The sequence below is a fragment of the Streptosporangium sp. NPDC020072 genome (genome assembly GCF_040631445.1).
Classification (GTDB): Bacteria; Actinomycetota; Actinomycetes; order Streptosporangiales; family Streptosporangiaceae; genus Streptosporangium.
In genome coordinates, this window is record NZ_JBEYAB010000010.1 from 16,142 (window position 1) to 38,105 (window position 21,964).

Sequence of the window (21,964 nt, forward strand, 5' to 3'; positions counted from 1 at the left end):
GGGACGGCCTGTGGCTATAGAAATAGAAGACAAGTTCGACGTGCCGGTGGACTACGAGCTGCCCGAACTGACCGGTCTGCCGGGCTGCTCGGGGGTCGTCGGTCCCAAGACCCACCAGCTCGTCGCGCTCTACTTCGACACCCCTGACCTGCGGCTCGCGGCCCGGGGCATCACCCTGCGGCGGCGCCGGGGCGGCACCGACCCGGGCTGGCACCTGAAGCTCCCCAAGGCGAAGGGCGTCCGGCAGGAGATCGTCCACCCGCTGACCCGCAGTGCCAAGATCGTGCCCAGGGAGCTGGCCGACCTCGTGCTCGCCTACACCAGGGGCGCGCCCCTGACCCCCGTCGCCGAGCTCGACACCCGCCGTTCGGTGACCCACCTGGTGAACGGGGCCGGGGTTCGGCTCGTCGAGATCGCCGACGACCGGGTCAAGGGCACCGTGCTGGGTGAGCAGCCGCACCTCGAACGCTGGCGTGAGGTCGAGGCCGAACTGATCGAGGGCGACGTCAAACTGCTCGCCAAGGTCGGCAAGCGGCTGACGAAGGCGGGAGCCTCGCCCGCCGACTCGTCGAGCAAGCTGGCCCGCCTGCTCAACTCCGCCGCCCCCGTCCCCACGGTACGGCTCGCCGAGACCAAGTCCGGTTCGGCGGGCGAGGTCGTCATGGGCTATCTCGGCGCCCAGGTGGCCGCTCTCCTGGCCCAGGACCCCCGGGTACGGCGCGCCGAGGAGGACGCCGTCCACCAGATGCGCGTCGCCTCCCGGAGGCTCCGCAGCGCGCTGAAGTCCTTCAAATCGGTCGTCGAGGGGACCGAGACCCTCCAGGAGGAGCTGAAGTGGCTGGCCGGGGTCCTCGGCGAGGCCCGGGACCTGGAGGTCATCAGGGAGCGTTTCGCCCGCAGCCTCGCGACCCTCGACCAGGAGCTGGTCGTGGGCCCGGTCGGGACCCGCCTCAGCTCCGACCTGCTCGACGCCGAGCACGAGGCCTACGACCGGATCAGGGAGGTGCTCGGCGGGGAGCGTTACTTCGCGCTGCTCGACGCGCTGGACGACCTGGTCGCCACGCCCACGCTCACCAAGGCCGCCAAGCGGCCCGCCGACTCCCTCGAAGCCGTCGCGGCCAAGGGCTGGAACCGGGTCACCAAGGCGTACGCGGCGGCCCAGGCCGTCGAGGGCCCGGAGCGCGAGGAGGCCATGCACGAGGTGCGCAAGACGGCCAAGCGGGCCCGCTACACCGCCGAGGTGCTCGGCCTGGGCAAGCTGGCCAAGCACGCCGAGGCCGTACAGGAGGTGCTCGGCACCCACCAGGACGGCGTCGTCGCCCAGGAACGGCTCGCGGCCGAGGCGGCCAACGCCAGGCTCGCGGGGGAGGACACCTTCACCTACGGCGTGCTGACCGGCCTTGAGCGGGCCGGAGCGGCACGGGCGTGGGAGGAGTTCCCGGCGGTCTGGGCCGAGACCTCCAAGGCCGTGGAGGAGCTTCTGTCGGCTTTCAGGTGATGTAGCGGTCCACGCCGACGACCCTGCCGCCGGCGTGGTGCAGCACCATGAAGGCGCCCTTGCGTAACTGCACGTCCCCGGGCCGGTCGGTGATCCCGGCGATCAGCTCGGGAAGCACCTTGCCGTGGCTGCACAGCACCGTCGAACGCTCCGAGTCCAGCACCTTCGACACCAGCCGCAGCGCGGCCCTCGGGTCGTGGTAGGTCTCGGACAGCAGCCGCTCCTGACGGATCTCAAGCCCGGCGCTCTCGGCGTACGGCTCAAGCGTCTGCACGCACCGGCTGCTCGTCGAGCTGATCAGTTCGACGGGACGGTAGGCCGCCAGGGCGTCGGTGAGGACCTCGGCCTGCAGCCTTCCCACCTCGTCCAGGGGACGTTCGTCGTCGTCACCCTCCCAATCCTGGCGCGAACCGGCCATGCCATGCCGTACCAGGACGAGGGGGGTGGTCGCGAGCGGGACCGCGGTGAGGGCGCGCAGCAGGCCCGCGTCCCACTCGTAGGTCAGCCGCCGCCTGGCCTCCTTCAGCGAGAGCCAGACGACCTCGTCGACCTCCTCGACGTCGGTGTACGGCTCGCTGGTGGCGGCCCTGGCCACCCAGTAGTCGACGCGCTTGAGCCGCTTGCCCTTCAGGTAGTGGATCGGCGGCAACGCCCGGCCGAGCAGCGCGGTGATCCCGGTCTCCTCGGCCACCTCGCGCAGGGCTCCGGCGATGACGTGCTCACCCGGCTTCAACTTGCCCTTGGGGAAGGTCCAGTCGTCGTACTTGGGACGGTGGACGAGCGCGACCTCGGGGGCCGTCTCCTGCCCTCGCCACACCACCGCCCCCGCGGCGCGGATCATGTCGGTCGGGTGGACGTCCAGTTCAGTCATCTATCGTCCTCCACCGCCGGGTGCTGATCAGATGGTTCTGCAGGTCGTCACCGGGGTGCTGGGCCCAGCTGCCGTCCGCGTTGAGCCACCAGGTCGAGGTCTCCTCCGACATGGCCCGGTCGAGCAGCGAGCTGAGGTACATCCGCTGCTGCTGGCTGGTGACCTTGACCAGCGCCTCGACGCGGCGCTCCAGGTTGCGTCGCATGAGGTCGGCGCTGCCGATCCAGATCTCCGGCCTGCGCCCGTGGCCGAACTCGTAGATCCTGGAGTGTTCGAGGAAGCGGCCGAGCACGCTCCTGACCCGGATGTTCTCGGAGAGCCCGGGAACGCCGGGACGCAGCGTGCACACCCCGCGCACCCACAGGTCGACCGGGACGCCCGCCTGAGAGGCGCGGTAGAGGGCGTCGATGACCAGCTCGTCGACCAGGGAGTTGGTCTTCATCCTGATGCTGGCCGGGCGGCCCGCCTCCTGGTGGGAGATCTCCCGCTCGATCCTGGCGACCAGACCGCCGCGCAGCGAGTGCGGGGCGACCAGCAGCCGCCGGTAGGCCGAGTGGTTGGAGTAGCCGGTCAGGTGGATGAACAGGTCGGTGACGTCCTCGCCGACCAGCGGGTCCGCGGTCAGCAGACCCAGGTCCTCGTACTGCCTGGCGGTCTTGGGGTTGTAGTTGCCCGTGCCGATGTGGCAGTAGCTGCGCAGCTCGCCGGAGGGCTCCTGCCGTACGACGAGGGCGAGCTTGCAGTGGGTCTTCAGGCCGACGACCCCGTAGACCACGTGGCATCCGGCCCGTTCCAGTTTGCGCGCCCAGGTGATGTTGGCGTGCTCGTCGAACCTCGCCTTGATCTCCACGACCACGACGACCTGCTTGCCCGCCTCGGCCGCGTCGATCAGCGCGTCCACGATCGGCGAGTCACCGCTGGTCCGGTAGAGCGTCTGCTTGATGGCCAGCACGTTCGGGTCGGCGGCGGCCTGCTCGATGAAGCGCTGCACGCTGGTGGAGAAGGAGTCGTAGGGGTGGTGCAGCAGCACGTCCCGTTCGCGCAGGACGGCGAAGATGTCGTCCTCGACGTGGACCACCTCGGCGGGCACGAAGGGGCGGAAGCTCAGCTCGCCCCGCTCCAGGTCGGAGATCGCGTGCAGCCCGGTCAGGTCGAGCGGACCGGGCACCCGGTAGATCTCGTGCTGGGCCACCCCCAGCTCGTCGACCAGCAGGTCGAGAACCTCGGGGGTGATGGTGTCCTCGACCTCCAGGCGCACCGGGGGGCCGAAGCGGCGCTTGAGCAGCTCCCGCTCCAGGGCCTGCATGAGGTTCTCCGTGACGTCCTCGTCCACGTCCAGGTCCTCGTTGCGGGTCACCCTGAAGACGTGGTGCTCGACGACCTCCATGCCCTTGAAGAGCTGTCCCAGGTGGGCGGCGATGACGTCTTCGAGGGGGACGAAGCGGTCCTTGGAGGCCGCGACGAACCGGGGGAGTCTGCTGGGCACCTTCACCCTGGCGAACACGGTGTTGCCGGTCGCCGGGTTTCGGACGGTCACGGCAAGGTTGAGCGAGAGTCCGGAAATATAGGGAAAAGGATGGGCGGGGTCGACGGCCAGCGGGGTCAGAACCGGCCGGATCCGCTCCCGGAACAGCTTGCGCATCTCGGTGCGCTCGTCCCGGCCGAGGTCGTCCCAGCGCACGATCTCGATGCCCTCGGAGGCGAGCTGCGGGCGCAGTTGCTCGTGGAAACAGGCCGAGTGCCGCTGCGCGAGCTCGTCGGCGATCGCGGCGATCCTGGCCAGTTCCTCGCGGGGCTTGAGCCCGCTCTTGGTGCGAAGCAGCAGGCCGGTGGCCATCCGCCGCTTGAGGCCCGCGACCCGTACCCGGAAGAACTCGTCCAGGTTGCTGGCGAAGATCGCCAGGAACCGTACCCGCTCAAGCAGGGGCAGGGACGTGTCCTCGGCCAGTTCAAGAACCCGCTGGTTGAACTGCAACCAGCTCTCCTCGCGGTTGAGGAAGCGTTCCTGGGGGAGAGGAAGTCCTTCGGGGGTGGGGTGCGCGGGATCGGCGGACATATGACCAGAATGCCCGCTTTGATTGAACGGAACGTTAATTTGGGATCAACGGCTGCTGTTGGTTACTCGCTTGTTTCCAGGTTTTCCCCATCTCCGGAGGCCGTCGCCGACCCTCCCGCGGGTGTCCTCGCCCCTCTGGCACGGAGCTTCTCCTGCTCCCTCAGCTCCCGCTCGCGGAGTTTCTCCTGCTCCCTGAGCAGCCGTTCGCGCTCCTTCTGCTCGCGCTCACGGGCCTTCTCCTGCTCCTTCAGCTCCCGCTGCCTGATCTTCTCCAGGTCACGGGCGAGCTTGTCGGCCTCGCGCCGCTCGCGCTCGCGGGCCTTCTCCTGCTCCTTCAGTTCGCGTTCGCGCGCCTTCTCCCGCTCGCGAAGCTCCTTCTCGGTCGGCGCCGGGGCCACGACGCCGTGAGCTTCGGGGCCGCGGGGTTCCAGGCCGCGGGGTTCCAGGCCGTGGGAGAAGGAGGTCAGGCGGGGGGTCGGGGACAGACCGGTGAGGCCGTTCCAGGCCAGGTTGACCAGGTGCGCGGCCACCTCCTCGCGGGCGGGCCTGCGGACGTCGAGCCACCACTGGCCGGTCAGCGCGACCATGCCGACCAGCATCTGGGCGTACATGGGCGCCAGCTTCGGGTCGTAGCCGCGCTCGGCGAACTGGTCGACCATCACGTCCTCGACCTGGCTGGCGATGTCGTTGATCAGGCTGGCGAACGTGCCCGTCCCCGAGGCCGCGTGTGAGTCGCGGACCAGGATGCGGAAGCCCTCGCTGTTCTCCTCGACGTAGGCCAGCAGCGCCAGCGCGGCCCGCTCCAGCTTGATCAGCGCGTGTGAGGCGGAGAGGGCCTCCGTCACCAGGCCGAGCAACTTCTGCATCTCACGGTCGACCACGACCGCGTAGACGCCCTCCTTGCCGCCGAAGTGCTCGTAGACCACGGGCTTCGAGACGTTGGCGGTCGCCGCGATCTCTTCGACCGATGTGCCGTCGAACCCCTTCTCAGCGAACAGGGTCCGGCTGATCTGGATCAGCTGCTCCCGGCGTTCCTTGCCTGACATGCGTCGTCGGGGTTCGCTCACGTTTCCAATGATGGCGCTCCCAGGTTGCGAAACGGGAACCGTATTTCGCCGGACCGGGGGCCGTCGCCCCCTTCTTGAGGGGGGCGCGGGCGTGTTGTCCAAGGTGTTAGGGGGGACACCGGAGGTGCGGCGCGGTGTCATGATTCAGGCGGATATGCGCTTGGCCGCCAGTCGTTCCGGCGTCGGCCAGCGGACGTCGTGAACCCAGCCCGCCTTCTCGAACCAGCGGATGACCCCGGCGCTGAGGTCGATCTGTCCCTTGAGCGCGCCGTGCCTGGCGCACGTCGGGTCGGAGTGGTGCAGGTTGTGCCAGGACTCGCCGAACGACGGGATGGCCAGCCACCACACGTTGCGCGACTTGTCACGCGACTCGAAGACCTCCTCGCCGAAGACGTGGCAGATGGAGTTGATCGACCAGGTCACGTGGTGCAGCAGTCCGATCCTGACCAGCGTGCCCCAGAAGAAGGCGGTGAGCATGCCCCACCACGACCAGGTCAGCAGGCCGCCGAGCAGCGGGGGGAGCACCATCGAGGAGATCGCCATCACCGGGAAGAACTTGTGCAGTTTGACGATGTCGGGGTCCTTGAGCAGGTCGGGGGCGTACTTCTCCCGGTTGACCCGGTCGGTCTCGAACAGCCAGCCCGCGTGCGCCCAGAGCAGTCCCTTGGTCAGCGACAGGAAGCCGCTGCCGAACCGCCACGGCGAGTGCGGGTCGCCCTCCTTGTCGGAGAACTTGTGGTGCTTGCGGTGGGTGGCCACCCAGTCGAGCACCGACATCTCCAGCGAGAGGCTGCCCGCGATGCCCAGCGCGATCTTCATCGGGCGCTTGGCCTTGAAGGAACCGTGAGTGAAGTGGCGGTGCAGGCCAACGGTCACACCCAGCCCGGAAACCGCGTAGAACACGAAGAAGATCGCGACGTCGGTCCAGCCGAGCCCCCATCCCCACGCGAAGGGAACGGCGGCGAGCAAGGCGAGCAGAGGCGCGGCCACGACCACGCCGAACGTGACGAGTTCGATCGTGGTCTTCGGCTCTGGGTCCGCCTCCGGCTTCGGGCCGGGCGCGGGGCGTTCTTCGATGACGGTCATGCACTACCTCACGGAAGCTGGGAGGAGGTGGGCGTTTGTCGGGCTACGCAACCGTAACCTACGCCATCGTAAGTTAGGAATCCCTAAGTGCTTAATGTGGGGAAGGTGACTCTTGGGGGAACGTCGTCTAGGGGTTTAACGACTTGCGCGCCACCCGGCCGTCTGCTAGACGGCACTTGGCCTGCGCCTGTCCGGCGCCGTTCCGGCGACCGGCACGCCCTGTATCAGATGAGGTCTCCAAACGAGGCGCGTTTGATAGCAAGGGGTCGGTATCGTAGGGGAGTCGGGCGATCGGATGTGATCCGAGTCGCCAGGCTGATCCGGCATTGGGTAATTGGCAGCCCGCAAGGTTTTGGTCCTTGTTGTCCAGGTTCGAGTCCTGGTGCCGGAGCTGTCCGTTCTGCCTAGTTTGGCAACCCGGCTGGTCGGCTGGGTGGGTTGGTGGACGGGAAGGTATCCTCGCGTTGTCGAGTGGGTGACGGGACGGTTCCCAGGCGGTAATCGCATCTCATCCCGCTTTGTCATGTCTCAGCTGCGACGCCGAGGGAGCCTCGTCCGTGAGTGTGCCGCGCCCGGCCGCCGTCATCGTCCTCGCCGCAGGCGAGGGCACCCGGATGAAATCGAAAACACCCAAGATCCTGCACGAGCTGTGCGGCCGCACCCTGGTCGACCACATGCTCACAGCCGCCCGAGGCCTCGAACCCGGGCGGCTCATTGTTGTCATCGGTCATGAGAGAGACCGGGTCCGGGAACACCTGTCGAGAACCGGTCCCGACGCGCTGCCCGTGATCCAGGAGGACCAGCGGGGAACCGGCCACGCGGTCAGAGTCGTGCTCGAAACGGTCGGTGCGATCGAGGGAACCGTCCTGGTGACCTACGGCGACACCCCGCTGCTGCGCACCGAGACCCTCGCCGCCCTGCTGGAGCGGCACGAGGCCGACGGCAACGCCGTCACCGTCCTGACCGCCGAGGTCCCCGACCCGTACGGCTACGGCCGCATCGTGCGAGACGCCACGGGGGCGGTCCTGCAGATCGTCGAGGAGAAGGACGCGACCGCGGAGCAGCGGGCGATCAGGGAGATGAACTCCGGCGTCTACGCCTTCGACGGGACCCTGCTCGCCGACGCGGTCAAGCGCGTCTCGACCACCAACGCCCAGGGCGAGGAGTACCTCACCGACGTGCTGTCCATCCTGAGGGAGGACGGCCACCGGGTCGGCGCGCACGTGGCCGCCGACCACGTCGAGGTCGAGGGCGTCAACGACCGGGTGCAGCTCGCCTTCGCCCGCAAGGTGCTCAACACCCGGCTGCTCGAAGCCCACATGCGCGCCGGGGTCACCGTGATCGACCCCGCCAGCACCTGGGTCGACGTCGAGGTGACCATGGAGCCCGACGTGGTCCTCCACCCCGGAACCCAGCTGCACGGCCGTACGGCGATCGCGGAGGGCGCGGAGGTCGGCCCGGCCACGACGCTGACCGACACGCTCGTCGGTGAGCGAGCGGTCGTGCGCAACGCGGTCTGCGTCGAGGCGGAGATCGGCCCCGAGGCCCTCGTCGGCCCCTACGCCTACCTGCGCCCCGGCACCGTGCTCGCCAGGAAGGCCAAGGCGGGCACCTACGTCGAGATGAAGAACGCGAAGGTGGGCGAGGGCGCGAAGGTGCCGCACCTGACCTACGCGGGAGACGCGGTCATCGGGGCGGGGGCCAACATCGGCGCCTCGACGATCTTCGTCAACTACGACGGGGTCGACAAGCACCAGACGACGGTCGGCGAGCACGCCTTCGTCGGGTGCGACACCATGCTCGTCGCGCCGGTGAACATCGGCGACGGCGCCTACACTGCCGCGGGCTCGGTCATCGCCGGCGACGTCCCTCCCGGGGCGATAGGGGTGGCCCGCGGGCGGCAGCGCAACATTGAAGGGTGGGTCGCGCGCAGGCGCGCGGGCACCAGGTCGGCGGAGGCGGCACTGCGGGCAGCCGAGGCCGAAAACCAGCAGGGGAGCAAGACGTGAGCGAGCGAAGCAAGCGGGCCATCAGGCGCGGCGGCGTCGCTAATGCAACGGTGGGCCGTCACGGCGGGAGGACGGCATGACCAGCGGTACGAGCAGCGGTATGAAGCAGACCGGCCAGAAGAACCTGATGTTCTTCTCCGGACGCGCCTACCCGGAACTGGCCGAGGAGGTGGCCAGCCACCTCGGTGTCAGGACGACGCCGACGGCCCTGCGGGACTTCGCCAACGGGGAGATCTACGCCCGGTACCTTGAGTCGGTCCGGGGGTGCGACGCCTTCGTGATGCAGAGTCACACCGGGCCCATCAACAAGTGGATCATGGAGCAGCTGATCATGGTGGACGCGCTCAAGCGCGCCTCCGCCAAGCGGATCACCGTGATCATGCCGTTCTTCGGTTACGCCCGGCAGGACAAGAAGGGCAGGGGCCGCGAGCCCATCACCGCCCGTCTGATGGCCGACATGTTCAAGACGGCCGGGGCCGACCGGCTGATGTCGATCGACCTGCACACCTCCCAGATCCAGGGGTTCTTCGACGGCCCGGTCGACCACCTGTTCGCCATGCCCGTGCTGGTCAACTACCTCAGGGACAAGCTCGACCTGGAGACGACGACCATCGTCTCGCCCGACACGGGCCGGGTGCGCCTGTCCGAACGGTGGGCCGACACGCTCGGCACCCCCCTGGCCTTCATCCACAAGCGCCGCGACCTCGACGTGGCCAACCAGGTGACGGTCAACGAGGTCGTCGGCAAGGTGCGGGGCCGTACCTGTGTGCTGATCGACGACATGATCGACACCGCGGGGACGATCTGCAAGGCGGCCGACGCGCTCTACGAGCAGGGCGCGACCAACGTGCTCGTCGCCGCCACCCACGCGGTCTTCTCCGACCCGGCGGTCGACCGGCTGAAGAACTCCAGGGTCTCCGAGGTGATCGTCACCAACACGCTCCCGCTCGCCGAGGACAAGCGCTTCGACAAGCTCACCGTGCTGTCGATCGCCCCGCTGATCGCCCGCGCGATCACCGAGGTGTTCAGCGACGGCTCGGTGACCAGCCTCTTCGAGGGCGACAGCTGACCCTCCCCTGATGTACGGCCCGGCGTCGCCGGGCCGTACCTCCCCGCGGAACCCACTAAGCTGATGGCGTTCGCCGCGAGGATGCCGCAGTTGTCCGAAACCGCACGACGGGTGAAGACATCGGCTCGAAAGGCATCCGAGCCGCCGGGCGCCAGCCCGGCAAAGAGACGCAGCGCTCGTAACGCCTTCCGCTAGGGCGGGTGAGGGAGAGCGCGTCCTTTTCCACCGACGAAGATCCCTAGGAGATCCACCGTGTCCGAGGTAGTCATCACCGCCGAGTCCCGCAACGACTTCGGCAAGGGCGCCGCCCGCAAGATCCGTCGCGAGCACAAGGTGCCCGTCGTCCTCTACGGTCACGGTACCGAGCCCCAGCACCTGTCCCTGCCGGGCCACGAGCTGCTGCTCGCGCTGCGCACCCCGAACGTCCTGATCCGCCTCCAGGGTGCGGTCTCCGAGCTGGCGCTGCCCAAGGGCGTCCAGCGTGACCCGCTCAAGGGCTTCCTTGAGCACGTGGACCTCCTGCTGGTCAAGCGCGGCGAGAAGGTCACCGTCGAAATCCCGGTCACCACGACCGGTGAGGTCGCCGACGGCATCCTCGACCAGCAGCTCGTCTCCGTCTCCGTCGAGGCCGAGGCCACGCACATCCCGACGGGTGTCGAGGTCGACGTCGAGGGCCTGGAGATCGGCGCCCAGGTCACCGCGGGCGACCTGAAGCTGCCCAAGGGCACGACGCTGGTCGCCGACCCCGAGACGCTGGTCCTGCACGTCACCGCCGCCCCGACCGCCGAGCCGGAGCCCGAGGCCGCCGAGGGTGAGGCCGCCGAGGCCGCCGAGGGCGAGCAGGCCGCCGAGGCCGCCGAGTAGGACACCGGGTAAGACCGGTACAACCGGGCCGCGCGCCGTACGGGCGCCGGCCCGGCCCGTTTCCCCGCTCCGCCGTACGGCGGCGGGGAAACCGAGCACGCCGGGGGTGCGCGGTCGTCGCGTCGTCCCCTGTCAGGGCAGTCCGGGACCGGGCTGCCCTGACGCGCGTGCGAGACCTGACGCGCATGCGAGAAGGGATGCCGACCGTGGACCGCTGGCTGGTCGTTGGTCTGGGGAACCCCGGTCCCGAGTACGCGGGGAACCGGCACAACGCGGGCTTCATGGTGCTCGACGAGCTCGCCGCGCGGGCCGGGGGGCGCTTCAAGGCCCACAGGTCACGGGCCGAGGTGCTTGAGGGGCGGGTCGCCGGCCTTTCCGCGGTGCTGGCCAAGCCGTTGTCGTTCATGAACCTCTCCGGTGGCCCGGTGAAGGCCCTGGCCGACTTCTACAAGGTCGAACCGGCCCGGGTGATCGTGGTCCACGACGAGCTGGACATCCCCTACGGAGCGCTCAGGGCCAAGCTCGGCGGCGGCGACAACGGCCACAACGGGCTGAAGTCGATCACCAAGTCCCTCGCGACGCGTGACTACCTGCGGGTCCGTTTCGGGATCGGCCGCCCGCCCGGCCGGATGGACGCCGCCTCCTTCGTCCTGCGTGACTTCGTGACCGCCGAGCGCAAGGACCTGCCGTTCCTGGTGGACAAGGCGGCGGACGTGGTCGAGTCGCTGATGAAGGCGGGGCTCGAACCCACTCAGAACGCCTTCCACGCGACCGACCTGAACATCTCGGGTCCGCCCCGGTGATCGACTTCTAGCCGTTCGTACGAACGGCGCGCGTTTCGGCCTTCGAACCTCGTACCTCCCGTTCCTGACGCTAACATTCGGTCACTGTCCGTTGGTGCATGGTTACGCAGGGGGAGTGTGTGCGTGACGTAATCGTCGACCGGGCGAGGCCGAGGGCCGCATGGGCGGTCCGTCCGAGTCTGCCGGACTGGGTCCGTCGTTACCGGGTGCGAGCCGCGGTGGCCGATCTCGGCTCAGCCTCCCTGGCCGGAACGCTCGCGCTGTTCGTCCGGTTCGGCGAGGTCACCCCATATGTGACCCCGTACGTGTTGCTGAGCCTCACGCTTCCGGTCGTCTGGGTCTGCGCGATCAGGATCAACCGTGCCTACGAGCCTCGCCTGATCGGGCTGGGGGCCGAGGAGTTCCAGCGGATCTTCCAGTGCGGGTTCACCCTCACCGCGGCCCTCGCCATCGGCGCATACGTGACGAAGACCGACGTGGCCAGGGGATACGTCGTGCTCGCCCTGCCGCTGGCGACGCTGCTGACCATCCTCGCCAGGTACGGCCTGCGCCGCCGTCTGCACCGCAGGCGGGCCCAGGGGGCCTGCATGCGCCGGGTCGTCGCGGTCGGTCACCGCGCCGCGGTCGCCGACCTCGTCCGACGCTTCCGCAGGGAGCGCTACCACGGCATGGAGGTCGTCGGGGCCTGCGTGCCGTACGACGGGATGGGGGACGTGGAGGGGGTCGCCGTGCTCGGCGGCCTGTCGGACGTCCCGATCGCCGTGCCGCAGGTGTCGGCCGACACGGTCGCGGTCCTGGCCTGTCCCGAGATGGACGGGGTGGCGCTGCGGCGTCTGGCCTGGCGCCTCGAACGCACCGAGACCGACCTGGTCGTCGCCCCGGCGCTCATGGAGGTCACCGGGCCGCGGATCACCATCCGCCCCGCCGCGGGCCTGCCGCTGCTGCACGTGGAGCACCCCGAGCTCACCGGCCCGCGGCAACTGGTCAAGAACCTCTTCGACCGGGTCGGCGCCGGGGTGCTGCTCGTCGCGCTGCTGCCGCTGTTCGCCGTGCTGCCGCTGGCCGTACGGGCCTCGGGACCGGGGCCGGTGTTCTTCCGGCAGCGGCGGGTCGGCAGGGACGGCGCCGAGTTCACGATCTACAAGTTCCGCACCATGACCACCGACGCGGAGCGGCGCCGGATCACCCTGACCGGAGACGGCCAGGGCGTGCTCTTCAAGATCCGCAACGACCCGCGCATCACCCCGGTGGGCGCCCGGCTGCGGCGTCACTCCCTGGACGAGTTGCCGCAGCTTGTCAACGTGCTGCTCGGTCAGATGTCGCTGGTCGGCCCGAGACCCCCGCTGCCCGAGGAGGTCGCCCGGTACGGCGACGACGTCCGGCGGCGGCTGCTGGTAAAGCCGGGCATGACCGGCCTGTGGCAAGTCAGTGGGCGGTCTGACCTATCTTGGGAGGAATCTGTACGGTTGGACCTACGTTATGTGGAGAACTGGTCCCTCACGCTGGACCTGCAGATCCTGTGGAAGACCTGGTCGGCTGTCGCGCGAGGGGCTGGAGCATACTGATGACGATTCGCGACGACCACGTTCTCGCCGCGGACCTGGCGACTCAGGCGGGCGAACTGCTGCTCGCCCTGCGCGACAAGAGGGGCTTCGACGACCCGGCCGCGCTGCGCGCCGAGGGCGACTCCTCCGCGCACCGCCTCCTGATGGACGCCCTGGCGACCTCACGTCCAGGTGACAGTGTGCTATCCGAGGAGGCGACTCAGGACGAGCGCCTCGACCCCCGGCGCCTGACGGCGGAGCGGGTGTGGATCGTCGATCCGCTCGACGGAACCCGCGAGTTCGCCGAGGAGGGCCGCGACGACTGGGCGGTGCACGTGGCGCTGTGGGAGAACGGCGCACTGCGCGCGGGGGCGGTGGCGCTGCCCGCCGCCGGCACGACGCTGTCCACTCTGGAACCCCCCGTCCTCCCGCAGCTCACGGCCGGCACCAGGCCGAAGATCGCGGTCAGCAGGAGCAGGCCCCCCGAGTTCGTCGTCGAACTGGCCCGCCGTACGGGGGCAGACCTGGTGCCGATCGGGTCGGCGGGCGCCAAGATCTCCGCGGTCCTCACCGGGAGGGTCGAGGCCTACGTGCACGCGGGCGGCCAGTACGAGTGGGACTCCGCGGCCCCGGTCGCCGTCGCCCTCGCCTCGGGAGCCCACGCCAGCCGGATCGACGGCTCACCCCTGACCTACAACCAGGGCGACCCGTCGCTGCCGGATATCCTTGTTTCCCTACCGGGACTGGCGCCGACCTTGCTCGCCGGAATCCGGGATCTCCACCGATAATCCCCGCTAGGAGAGTCAGATGCTTCAGTGCGACTACACCACGTCGCAGCTCGATGTCCTTGAGGCAGAGGCCATTCACATCATGCGTGAGGTGGCGGCCGAGTTCGAGCGTCCCTGTCTGCTCTTCTCCGGTGGTAAAGACTCGATCGTCATGCTCCGTCTCGCGGAGAAGGCCTTCTGGCCGGCGCCGATCCCCTTCCCGCTGATGCACGTCGACACCGGGCACAACTTCCCCGAGGTCATCGAGTTCCGCGACCGCAGGGTCGCCGAGCTGGGCGCCCGCCTGGTCGTGGCGAGCGTGCAGGACTCCATCGACGCCGGGCGCGTCACCGAGCAGACGGGCCGCAGGGCCTCCCGCAACCGGCTGCAGACCACGACCCTGCTCGACGCGATCGAGGACAACGAGTACGACGCCGTGTTCGGCGGCGCCCGCCGGGACGAGGAGAAGGCACGCGCCAAGGAGCGGGTCTTCTCCTTCCGTGACGACTTCGGTCAGTGGGACCCGAAGAACCAGCGGCCCGAGCTGTGGAACCTCTACAACGGGCGAATCCGCAAGGGCGAGCACATCCGGGTGTTCCCGCTGTCCAACTGGACCGAGCTCGACGTCTGGGACTACATCCGGCGTGAGGGCATCGAGATCCCGTCGATCTACTACGCCCACCGGCGCAAGGTGTTCGAGCGCGACGGCATGCTGCTGTCCGACACCGAGTTCATCCCCCGCGACGAGGACGAGCCGCTCGTCGAGATGACGGTCCGCTACCGCACGGTCGGCGACGTGACCTGCACCGGCGCCGTCCAGTCGACCGCCACCACGGTCGAGGAGATCATCGAGGAGATCGCGGTGACCCGGCTCACCGAGCGCGGCGCGACCCGCGCCGACGACCGGGCCTCCGAGGCGGCGATGGAGGACCGCAAGCGGGAGGGGTACTTCTAGTGCGCGAGGTCCTGCCGCACCGGCCCGCTCCCTCCCGGGAGCGGCCCCGCCCCCTCGGCCCGCGCGCCGCGCGGCCTTCCCGTGCCAGCCGTACGATCTCTGGAGAGCAGCTCTGATGGACATTCTTCGCTTTGCCACCGCGGGAAGCGTCGACGACGGGAAGTCGACCCTCATCGGCCGCCTGCTCTTCGACTCGAAGGCGATCTTCGAGGACCAGCTTGAGGCCGTCGAGCGGACCTCCCGCGACCGCGGCACCGAGTACACCGACCTGTCGCTGCTCACCGACGGCCTGCGGGCCGAGCGGGAGCAGGGCATCACGATCGACGTGGCCTACCGCTACTTCGCCACGCCCAAGCGCAAGTTCATCATCGCCGACACCCCGGGCCACATCCAGTACACCCGGAACATGGTCACCGGCGCCTCGACCGCGGACCTGGCGATCATCCTGATCGACGCGCGCAAGGGCGTGGTCGAGCAGTCGCGGCGGCACGCCTTCCTGACCACGCTGCTGCGGGTGCCGCACCTGGTGCTCGCGGTCAACAAGATGGACCTGGTCGACTACTCCCAGGAGCGGTTCGAGGAGATCCGCGAGGAGTTCACCGCCTTCGCCGCCAAGCTGAACGCCCCGGACCTGACGTTCATCCCGATCTCGGCGCTGCACGGCGACAACGTGGTCTCCCGCTCGGAGAACATGCCCTGGTACAACGGCTCCTCGCTGCTGCACCACCTTGAGCACCTGCACATCGCCTCCGACCGCAACCTGGTGGACGTGCGCTTCCCCGTGCAGTACGTGATCAGGCCGCAGCGGGCGACCGACCCGGCCTTCCACGACTACCGGGGCTACGCGGGCCAGGTCGCGGGCGGCGTCCTCAAGCCGGGCGACGAGGTCATGCACCTGCCCTCCGGGCTGACCACGCGCATCGCCTCGATCGACACCTTCGACGGCCCCGTGGACGAGGCCTTCCCGCCGATGTCGGTGACCCTCCGCCTTGAGGACGACATCGACATCTCCCGGGGCGACATGATCTGCCGCCCGAACAACCAGCCGCAGGCCGCCCAGGAGCTTGAGGCGATGGTCTGCTGGATGACCGACGCCAGCAAACTGGGCCCGCGCGCCAAGCTGACCATCAAGCAGACCACCCGTACGGCCCGCGCGCTGGTCCGCGACCTGCACTACCGGCTCGACGTCAACACCCTGCACCGCGACGAGTCGGCCGAGGCCCTCGGCCTGAACGAGATCGGACGGGTCTCGCTGCGCGTCACCCAGCCGCTGTTCGTCGACGACTACGCCAGGAACCGCCTCACCGGCGGCTTCATCCTCGTGGACGAGACGACCAACAACACCGTCGGCGCCGGGATGATCGTCGAGGCCCGATAACGCCCTGCCTCCGGTCCCCTTCACCGCCCGCCGTACGCGGGTGGGGGAGGGGACCTTCGCGTTCACGCGGCCGAGCCGTCCCGGCGGGTCGCGAAGCCGCGCCGCGTGGGGGTCGGTAGATCGTTTGACCGTTCCCCAACCCGAATGTGACTCTCCGCGCTAGTCTCGGCACGTTCCGTATCCATCCGGTGAGGATTCGTGCCCGTGTCTGACAGTCCGTCTCCCGCCAGGGTCGTCTTCCTGGGTGGTCTCGGCCGCAGCGGCACCACACTGCTCGAACGGCTGCTCGGTGAGGTTCCCGGCATCGCGCCGCTCGGCGAGGTCGCCCACCTCTGGACGCGGGGCGTGCTCGCGAACGAGGACTGCGGGTGCGCGAGGCCGTTCGGCACCTGCCCCTTCTGGCGCGAGGTCGGCGCCCGCGCCTTCGGCGGCTGGTCGGAGAACCTCGCTGAAAGGGTCGTCACACTCGGCCTGCGGGTCGACCGCACCCGGCGCATCCCCGCCCTGGCCCGGCTCCTGGCCGGCGGCCGGTCGTCGCGGAGGCCCGCCGCACTGGGCGAGTACGTCGCCGCCCATCGCCGTCTCTACGACGCGGCGAGTGAGGTCGCGGGCTGCCCGGTCGTCGTCGATTCGAGCAAGCACGCCTCCCTGGCCTTCTGCCTGGCCGCCTCCGGGGTCGACGTGCACGTCGTGCACGTCGTGCGCGACCCCCGGGCGGTCGCCCACTCCTGGCACAGGCGGGTCATCCGCCCGGAGAGCGGCTCCCCGATGACCCGCTGGTCGCCCGGCCGCACCTCGGTGCACTGGCTGGCGCAGAACCTCGGCATCGAACTGCTGGCCCGTGGCGGCGTGCCGGTCACCAGGGTCCGCTACGAGGACCTCGTCCGGGCCCCGGCGGAAACGCTCGGGCACCTGGCCGCCAGGATCGGCCTGCCCGCCGGCCTTGACTTCCTGACCGGTGAGAAGGCCCTGCTCTCCAGGGCGCACACGGTCGCGGGGAACCCGATGCGCTTCGCGGTCGGCCCCATCGGGCTGGTCCCCGACGATGCCTGGCGCACCGCGGCCCCCGTCCTGCACCGGAGCCTGGTCACCGCGCTGACCTGGCCACTGATGATCAAGTACGGCTATCGCGGGAGGCTTGTGTGAGTCCGTCGGTGGGAGTGGTCATCCCCACGAGAGGTCACAGGCCGGAGCACCTGCGCGCCGCGACGCGCGCCGCCCTCGGCCAGGTGTGCTCCGGATCGGTCGAGGTGGTCGTCGTCGTCGACGGCACGGACACCGCCGGGGTCACCGACCAGCTGGCCGACTTCCTCGCCCGGGGGGCGGGAACGACCTCGCGGAGTGTCCGGGTCGTGGCCAACCGGCGTCTCCCCGGTCTTCCCGGGGCGCGAAACACGGGCATCGAGGCGCTCGACACCGACCTGGTCGCCTTCTGCGACGACGACGACGAGTGGGCACCGGGCAAACTCGCCGCCCAGATGGGCGCGCTCGCGGCGCGGCCCGGCGCGGAGTTCGCCAGCTGCGCCATCGAGATCGAGTACGGCTCCCGCAGTGTCCGGCGCCTGGCGGGCACCTCCTCCATCACCCGGGCCCACCTGTTGCGCTCACGGATGGCGATGGTGCACTCCTCGACGTTCCTGTTCCGGCGTGGAGCGTTCCTGGTCGACGAGAGCGCGCCGAACGGTCAGAACGAAGACTGGGACCTTGCGCTGCGCGCCGCCGCGCGCCGTCCCATCGTGCATGTGGACCGTCCGCTGGTGCGAGTCCGCTGGGGCGCCTCGCAGTATGCGACCAGATGGGCGGACCGCATCGCCGGGCTTGAGTGGATGCTCGCCCGGCACCCGGATCTGGCCGTGGACCCGCGCGGCGCGGCACGGGTCTACGGCCAGATCGCCTTCCACAACGCGGCCCTCGGCAGGCGCAGGGAGGCCGGACGCTGGGCGTTGCGGGCGTTCACCGTACGGCGCGGCGAGCCACGCACGCCCATCGCGCTGGCCGTCGCGGCCGGTCTGGTCTCCGCCCACACGGTGCTGGGCGCGTTGCACCACCGCGGGCACGGCATCTGATGGCGACCGGTACGGCCAGGCAGACCCCGGGCCCGGCCCACGGCAGGCGGCGCCGGGACAAGAGCCAGGACGGGGGGAGGGGCGAGGAGGCCCGTAAACGCCGCAGGGTGCGGGTCGCCGGTCTCGTCCTCGACCCGATGACCGAGGGCGAGGTCGTCGAGCATGTGGTCGCCTCGCTGAAACGCGGCGAGGGCGGCCACCTGGTGACCCCCAACGTGGACATCGGCTGGGCCGTCGCCCGCGACCCCGAGGCGCGCGAGCTGGTCGAGAAGGCCGATCTGGCGGTGGCCGACGGCATGCCGCTGGTGTGGGCGGCCGACCTGCTCGGCACACCCGTCCCCGGCAGGGTCACCGGCGCCGACCTGATCTGGTCCCTTTCGGACGCGGCGGCCTTCTACGGCTACCCGGTCTACCTGCTCGGCGGCCCGCAGGGCGCGGCCGCGCAGGCGGCGTCCCGGTTGCGCGGCCGCCATCCCCGGCTGCGCGTGGTGGGGGCCGACGCCCCGCCGCACGGGTTCGAGACGACCGAGGAGGGCTACGCGGAGGTCAAGGACGCCATGCTGGCCGCCGCGCCCCGGGTGGTGTTCGTCGGCCTGGGCTTCCCCAAACAGGACCGGCTCATCGCGAGGCTCCGCCAGGACATGCCCGCGACCTGGTTCATCGGCTGCGGCGCGGCGATCTCGTTCGCGGCGGGTACGGCCCGCAGGGCGCCTGCGTGGATGCGGCGCTCCGGGCTCGAATGGCTCTTCCGGCTGGTCAACGAGCCCGGCAGGCTGGCCCGCCGCTATCTTCTGCACGACCTGCCGTTCGCGCTCAAGCTGCTCACGGTCTGTCTGCTGCGGCGTCTGTTCTCCTGAAGGAGGCTCACCCGCCGGAGGCCAGCTCCAGGACCCGGCGGGTCTCCTCGGGGTTCAGCCGGTTCGCGGCGTGGGCCAGGGCCAGCCGGGAGTCCATGGGGCGGTAGGCCGTACGGGACAGGCCGTGCCACACGAAGCCGCCCGCCGGTCCTGTGGACGCCGTGCACGCCCTGAGGACCCTTTCGCGCGCGCGGGCCGACCAGGTCAGGCCCAGCCTGCCGTACAGGGCGCGGAAGCCCTCCTCGGGGGCGGCGGCGAGGTCCTCGTAGCGGACCAGGGTGATCCCCGGGTGCCCGGCCGCCAGGGTCGTGACGACCCGTCTGGCGGCCCGCCACAGCGCGACGGCCTTGGCGATGCGGTCCTGGCAGCCGACGAACGCGCGCAGCGCCTCCAGGTGGGGGTGGTCCCTGATGAGCAGCGGCTGTTCGAGCAGTTCGTGGAAGTAGACGGTCCAGCCGAGCCGTTGCCAGCTGCCCACGAACGGCACCGCGTCACGTTGCAGCACGACCACCCGGCAGCCGAGGCGCTCTGCGAACCACCCGGCGGAGAACAACGCGAACGGGTCGTCGAGCAGCGCCCGCCGCCGGGTCAGCCGCCCCAGCGTGAAGGCCGCGCCGTACCTGGCCATCCGTGCCAGGTCGTACGGCGAGCGGTTGCGCCGCAGCTCGGCCAGGAACCGGTAGCGCAGCGCGACCGTGTCGGTGAAGGCGGGCAGCCAGAGGTCCTCGTTGTCCGGGCAGATGTACTGGAAACGGTGGGTGACGTGGGCGTTCAGCACCCCGGGGCAGCGGCCGGGCGGGTGCTGGGGGTTGAGCGGCTCGTTGACGTAGACCAGGTCGCCGCCCGCCGCCAGCATCTTGCCCGTCCAGCTCGTGCCGCTCCTGGGCAGCCCCGTGACGAGCACGGGAACCCGGCCCGTCACCGGGGCCGCCAGGGCCGCAACGCCCCCAGACTGTGGGCGCCGAAGGGGCGCAGGCCGAGGCGGCGGTGGATCTGCCACAGCGGCAGCAGATTCTTGACCAGCGTGCCCGAGGCCCAGGCGAGGGCCGCGCCCGCCGCGCCGTACGCGGGGGTCAGGAACACCCCGCAGGCCGTGGTCACCGTGATCGCGGCGACCAGGTTGGCCAGACTGGAGCGGGTGTACCCGGCGGCGGTCAGCACCACGTCCACCATGCCGCAGGCCCCGGCGAGCATCATCGTCACGGCGAGGACCAGCGCCACGGCGGCACCCGAGGCGTACCCGTCGCCGAGGAGGCCGAGCAGCCACGGCGCGCACAGGGCGTACCCCAGCCAGAGCGGCCAGGTCAGCGCCACCAGCCACGTCGTCGCCGACTGGTACAGCGCGCGGGCGCGGCCCAGGTTCCCGGCGGTGAGCGCCTCGACCAGCCTGGGCTGCGCCGCCTGGGCTAGACCCCGGTTGACGAGCTGGCCGACCACCTTGAAACGGGTGGCGGCGGTGTAGACGGCGGCCTCCTCCGGCCCGGCGAGGACCGCGACGACCATGACGTCCAGCCGCTGGAACACCGCCTGGATCGCGGCGGCGGCCGACCTGGGCCAGGTGTGGCGCCACAGCTCACGCGCGGCCTCCAGGGCGTACGGCCCGGCGTAGGGCGTGTGGGGCAGCCGTCCGCGCAGCCAGAGCGCCGCCAGGCACAGCACCGGGACGTACGGCAACGCCCAGGCGGCCACCAGGACCGGAACCGTCCGCACTCCGGAGGCGACGGCGAGGGAGACGAGCACGAGCTGGGCGACGGGCTGGAGCAGACCGTCGAGCAGCAGGGTCGGCAGCATCATCCCGAAGCCGCGTGTGGCGGAGACCAGGACGTCCGCGCACACGACGGCGGGCAGTGCGACCGCCAGCACCCGGAAAGCCGGGTCGGACAGGCAGGCGAACAGGACCGTCCCCACGGCCACCGAGAGCACCGCGACCGGCGCCAGCGCCGCACGGACCTGCCCTCGCGCCCGGTCGTGACCGCAGGCGCCGGTCCCGGCGATGGCGTGGACGAGTCCGTTGCCCGCGTCGAGCCGCAGGACGCCCGCGACGGTCAGGCACAGCGCGGTCGCGGTGAAGAAGGCGCCCGCCGTCTGCCGGTCGGTGCCCCTGGTGACCAGCACGACCGTCAGGAACTGGGCGCCCGCTCCGACTCCGGCGCCGACGAGTCCCGCCAGGCCGTCCCTGGCCGCTCCTCCGACGCGCGGCAGCCTGGCCAGGCCCGCGGAGATCAGCGGCGCCACGAGGGGGACGCGCCGAGCCAGTGGGGCAGCTTGGCGTCCCACTCCTCGAAGTGGTCGGTGAGTTCACGGCGCAACGAATCGGGCATCGGACCGGGCCGGGGACGGGCGTTGTGCCGTTCGAAGACCGGATCGCCGATGTGCGGCAGCCCCAGGAACTCCAGCACCCGGTCGTAGACGATCTCGGGTTCGCCGAAGAACCGCCCGCTGTCGATCACGAGTATCCGGTCCCTGCCGATCAGCGGCTCGAACCGGGCGAGCTGCTCGGCGTAGCGGCCCCTGGCGAGGTAGGCGTGGTGACGGTGCGCGTGACTCGTCGAGTACGGCGCGGCGCACAGCCCCTCCGCGGCTCCGGCGAGCCGTTCCTCCTCAAGCTCGACCGCCCTGGCGAAGGAGGGCTCCGTCTCGAACCCCCTGGCCAGTTCGTGGGCGTGCGCGGAGAAGGCGCGCTCGACCGGGTCGCGCACCAGGACGATCAGCTTCACACCCGGCAGGTCACGGGCGATGCGGGAGGCGGCCAGCGGATGGAACAGGTAGTAGGGGGAGGACTCGAAGACGTGGGGGCGGCAGCCGTACCGGCGGGTCAGCCTGGAGGTTCCGGCGCGCAGCGGGAAGTGCGCCCGGTACCACGACAGGCCACGGTCATAGGCCACGTCGAAGTAGTGCACCCCCTTGTGGAGGCCGGGCTTGAGGATCAGCGGGTGCTGGGAGAGCGCCCGGTAGAGCGAGGTGGTGCCCGCGCGCTGCGCCCCGGCGATCAGGAAGGAGGGCAGCACCCGTCCTGCGGCGGTGAACCGGCCGGCGGTCCGCGCGACGGCGTGCACGGAACGTTTCAGCATGGG

19 protein-coding genes and 1 tRNA gene are annotated in these 21,964 nt (G+C 70.3%); 13 read left to right on the forward strand and 7 right to left on the reverse strand.

Features of this window, described 5'->3' with window-relative positions; translation table 11 throughout:
• The first annotated feature begins 10 nt into the window (after nucleotides 1-10).
• Nucleotides 11-1,498 carry a CYTH and CHAD domain-containing protein gene (locus ABZ470_RS24110; protein WP_352013922.1) on the forward strand — a complete coding sequence of 496 codons (1,488 nt, stop codon included), beginning with the start codon at nucleotides 11-13 and terminating at the stop codon, nucleotides 1,496-1,498.
• Here the strand turns inward: ABZ470_RS24110 and ABZ470_RS24115 are convergent.
• From ABZ470_RS24115 to ABZ470_RS24130, 4 genes are all read right to left on the reverse strand, one after another.
• Nucleotides 1,491-2,369 carry an NUDIX hydrolase gene (locus ABZ470_RS24115; RefSeq protein WP_352013921.1) on the reverse strand — a complete coding sequence of 293 codons (879 nt, stop codon included), beginning with the start codon at nucleotides 2,367-2,369 and terminating at the stop codon, nucleotides 1,491-1,493. The two genes, ABZ470_RS24110 and ABZ470_RS24115, sit on opposite strands and share 8 nt — an antisense overlap.
• Nucleotides 2,362-4,425: an RNA degradosome polyphosphate kinase gene (locus tag ABZ470_RS24120; RefSeq protein ID WP_352013920.1), complete on the reverse strand. Its 2,064-nt coding sequence runs from the start codon at nucleotides 4,423-4,425 to the stop codon at nucleotides 2,362-2,364. Before ABZ470_RS24120 ends, ABZ470_RS24115 begins: the two co-directional genes overlap by 8 nt.
• Before the next feature lie 62 nt (nucleotides 4,426-4,487).
• A complete protein-coding gene (locus ABZ470_RS24125; RefSeq protein WP_362913996.1) occupies nucleotides 4,488-5,492 on the reverse strand; it encodes a TetR/AcrR family transcriptional regulator in 1,005 nt (334 codons plus the stop codon).
• Between the two features lie 144 nt (nucleotides 5,493-5,636).
• A complete protein-coding gene (locus ABZ470_RS24130; protein ID WP_362776818.1) occupies nucleotides 5,637-6,578 on the reverse strand; it encodes an acyl-CoA desaturase in 942 nt (313 codons plus the stop codon).
• A 319-nt stretch (nucleotides 6,579-6,897) separates the two neighbouring features.
• Between ABZ470_RS24130 and ABZ470_RS24135 the strand changes: the two genes are divergently transcribed.
• From ABZ470_RS24135 to ABZ470_RS24190, 12 genes are all read left to right on the forward strand, one after another.
• Nucleotides 6,898-6,969 (forward strand) — tRNA-Gln (locus tag ABZ470_RS24135).
• 166 nt (nucleotides 6,970-7,135) lie between these two features.
• On the forward strand, nucleotides 7,136-8,587 hold the full coding sequence (gene glmU / locus ABZ470_RS24140; RefSeq protein WP_362913998.1) for a bifunctional UDP-N-acetylglucosamine diphosphorylase/glucosamine-1-phosphate N-acetyltransferase GlmU: 1,452 nt from the start codon (nucleotides 7,136-7,138) through the stop codon (nucleotides 8,585-8,587).
• A gap of 76 nt (nucleotides 8,588-8,663) precedes the next feature.
• Entirely contained in the window at nucleotides 8,664-9,656 is a 993-nt protein-coding gene (locus ABZ470_RS24145) for a ribose-phosphate diphosphokinase (RefSeq protein WP_352013916.1), read from the forward strand.
• Between the two features lie 252 nt (nucleotides 9,657-9,908).
• Complete coding sequence (locus ABZ470_RS24150) at nucleotides 9,909-10,520, forward strand: 50S ribosomal protein L25/general stress protein Ctc (protein ID WP_362914000.1); 612 nt, start codon at nucleotides 9,909-9,911, stop codon at nucleotides 10,518-10,520.
• 197 nt (nucleotides 10,521-10,717) lie between these two features.
• Nucleotides 10,718-11,323, forward strand: coding sequence for an aminoacyl-tRNA hydrolase (gene pth, locus ABZ470_RS24155; RefSeq protein WP_362914002.1), 606 nt, complete (start codon nucleotides 10,718-10,720; stop codon nucleotides 11,321-11,323).
• Between the two features lie 98 nt (nucleotides 11,324-11,421).
• Nucleotides 11,422-12,888 (forward strand): sugar transferase, encoded by a 1,467-nt coding sequence (locus tag ABZ470_RS24160; RefSeq protein ID WP_362914004.1) that lies wholly within the window; start codon nucleotides 11,422-11,424, stop codon nucleotides 12,886-12,888.
• Nucleotides 12,888-13,655 carry a 3'(2'),5'-bisphosphate nucleotidase CysQ gene (locus tag ABZ470_RS24165; protein ID WP_352013913.1) on the forward strand — a complete coding sequence of 256 codons (768 nt, stop codon included), beginning with the start codon at nucleotides 12,888-12,890 and terminating at the stop codon, nucleotides 13,653-13,655. Before ABZ470_RS24160 ends, ABZ470_RS24165 begins: the two co-directional genes overlap by 1 nt.
• A 19-nt stretch (nucleotides 13,656-13,674) precedes the next feature.
• Nucleotides 13,675-14,589, forward strand: coding sequence for a sulfate adenylyltransferase subunit CysD (gene cysD, locus ABZ470_RS24170; RefSeq protein WP_362914006.1), 915 nt, complete (start codon nucleotides 13,675-13,677; stop codon nucleotides 14,587-14,589).
• A 115-nt stretch (nucleotides 14,590-14,704) separates the two neighbouring features.
• The gene (gene cysN / locus ABZ470_RS24175; protein ID WP_352013911.1) at nucleotides 14,705-15,967 is read left to right on the forward strand and encodes a sulfate adenylyltransferase subunit CysN; all 1,263 of its coding nucleotides are present in this window, start codon (nucleotides 14,705-14,707) and stop codon (nucleotides 15,965-15,967) included.
• Between the two features lie 204 nt (nucleotides 15,968-16,171).
• Nucleotides 16,172-17,113 (forward strand): sulfotransferase, encoded by a 942-nt coding sequence (locus ABZ470_RS24180; protein ID WP_362914008.1) that lies wholly within the window; start codon nucleotides 16,172-16,174, stop codon nucleotides 17,111-17,113.
• The gene (locus tag ABZ470_RS24185) at nucleotides 17,110-18,033 is read left to right on the forward strand and encodes a glycosyltransferase family 2 protein (protein ID WP_362914010.1); all 924 of its coding nucleotides are present in this window, start codon (nucleotides 17,110-17,112) and stop codon (nucleotides 18,031-18,033) included. Before ABZ470_RS24180 ends, ABZ470_RS24185 begins: the two co-directional genes overlap by 4 nt.
• Nucleotides 18,033-18,890 (forward strand): WecB/TagA/CpsF family glycosyltransferase, encoded by an 858-nt coding sequence (locus ABZ470_RS24190; protein ID WP_362914012.1) that lies wholly within the window; start codon nucleotides 18,033-18,035, stop codon nucleotides 18,888-18,890. The genes ABZ470_RS24185 and ABZ470_RS24190 overlap by 1 nt, the downstream gene beginning before the upstream one ends.
• A 7-nt stretch (nucleotides 18,891-18,897) precedes the next feature.
• Here ABZ470_RS24190 and ABZ470_RS24195 read toward each other — a convergent pair whose 3' ends face one another.
• From ABZ470_RS24195 to ABZ470_RS24205, 3 genes are read right to left on the reverse strand one after another with little or no spacing between them, the layout of a single operon-like run.
• Entirely contained in the window at nucleotides 18,898-19,812 is a 915-nt protein-coding gene (locus tag ABZ470_RS24195; protein ID WP_362914014.1) for a sulfotransferase, read from the reverse strand.
• On the reverse strand, nucleotides 19,809-21,125 hold the full coding sequence (locus ABZ470_RS24200; RefSeq protein ID WP_362914016.1) for a lipopolysaccharide biosynthesis protein: 1,317 nt from the start codon (nucleotides 21,123-21,125) through the stop codon (nucleotides 19,809-19,811). Before ABZ470_RS24200 ends, ABZ470_RS24195 begins: the two co-directional genes overlap by 4 nt.
• A complete protein-coding gene (locus ABZ470_RS24205; RefSeq protein ID WP_362914018.1) occupies nucleotides 21,113-21,961 on the reverse strand; it encodes a sulfotransferase in 849 nt (282 codons plus the stop codon). Before ABZ470_RS24205 ends, ABZ470_RS24200 begins: the two co-directional genes overlap by 13 nt.
• Nucleotides 21,962-21,964: the final 3 nt, after the last annotated feature.

Coding starts and splice junctions, on each gene's coding strand:
- ABZ470_RS24115 (WP_352013921.1), bottom strand. CDS start 2,369: ATGACTGAACTGGACGTCCACCCGACCGACATGATCCGCGCCGCGGGG.
- ABZ470_RS24120 (WP_352013920.1), bottom strand. CDS start 4,425: ATGTCCGCCGATCCCGCGCACCCCACCCCCGAAGGACTTCCTCTCCCC.
- ABZ470_RS24130 (WP_362776818.1), bottom strand. CDS start 6,578: ATGACCGTCATCGAAGAACGCCCCGCGCCCGGCCCGAAGCCGGAGGCG.
- ABZ470_RS24145 (WP_352013916.1), top strand. CDS start 8,664: ATGACCAGCGGTACGAGCAGCGGTATGAAGCAGACCGGCCAGAAGAAC.
- pth (WP_362914002.1), top strand. CDS start 10,718: ATGCCGACCGTGGACCGCTGGCTGGTCGTTGGTCTGGGGAACCCCGGT.
- ABZ470_RS24160 (WP_362914004.1), top strand. CDS start 11,422: ATGGTTACGCAGGGGGAGTGTGTGCGTGACGTAATCGTCGACCGGGCG.
- ABZ470_RS24165 (WP_352013913.1), top strand. CDS start 12,888: ATGACGATTCGCGACGACCACGTTCTCGCCGCGGACCTGGCGACTCAG.
- cysD (WP_362914006.1), top strand. CDS start 13,675: ATGCTTCAGTGCGACTACACCACGTCGCAGCTCGATGTCCTTGAGGCA.
- cysN (WP_352013911.1), top strand. CDS start 14,705: ATGGACATTCTTCGCTTTGCCACCGCGGGAAGCGTCGACGACGGGAAG.
- ABZ470_RS24190 (WP_362914012.1), top strand. CDS start 18,033: ATGGCGACCGGTACGGCCAGGCAGACCCCGGGCCCGGCCCACGGCAGG.
- ABZ470_RS24205 (WP_362914018.1), bottom strand. CDS start 21,961: ATGCTGAAACGTTCCGTGCACGCCGTCGCGCGGACCGCCGGCCGGTTC.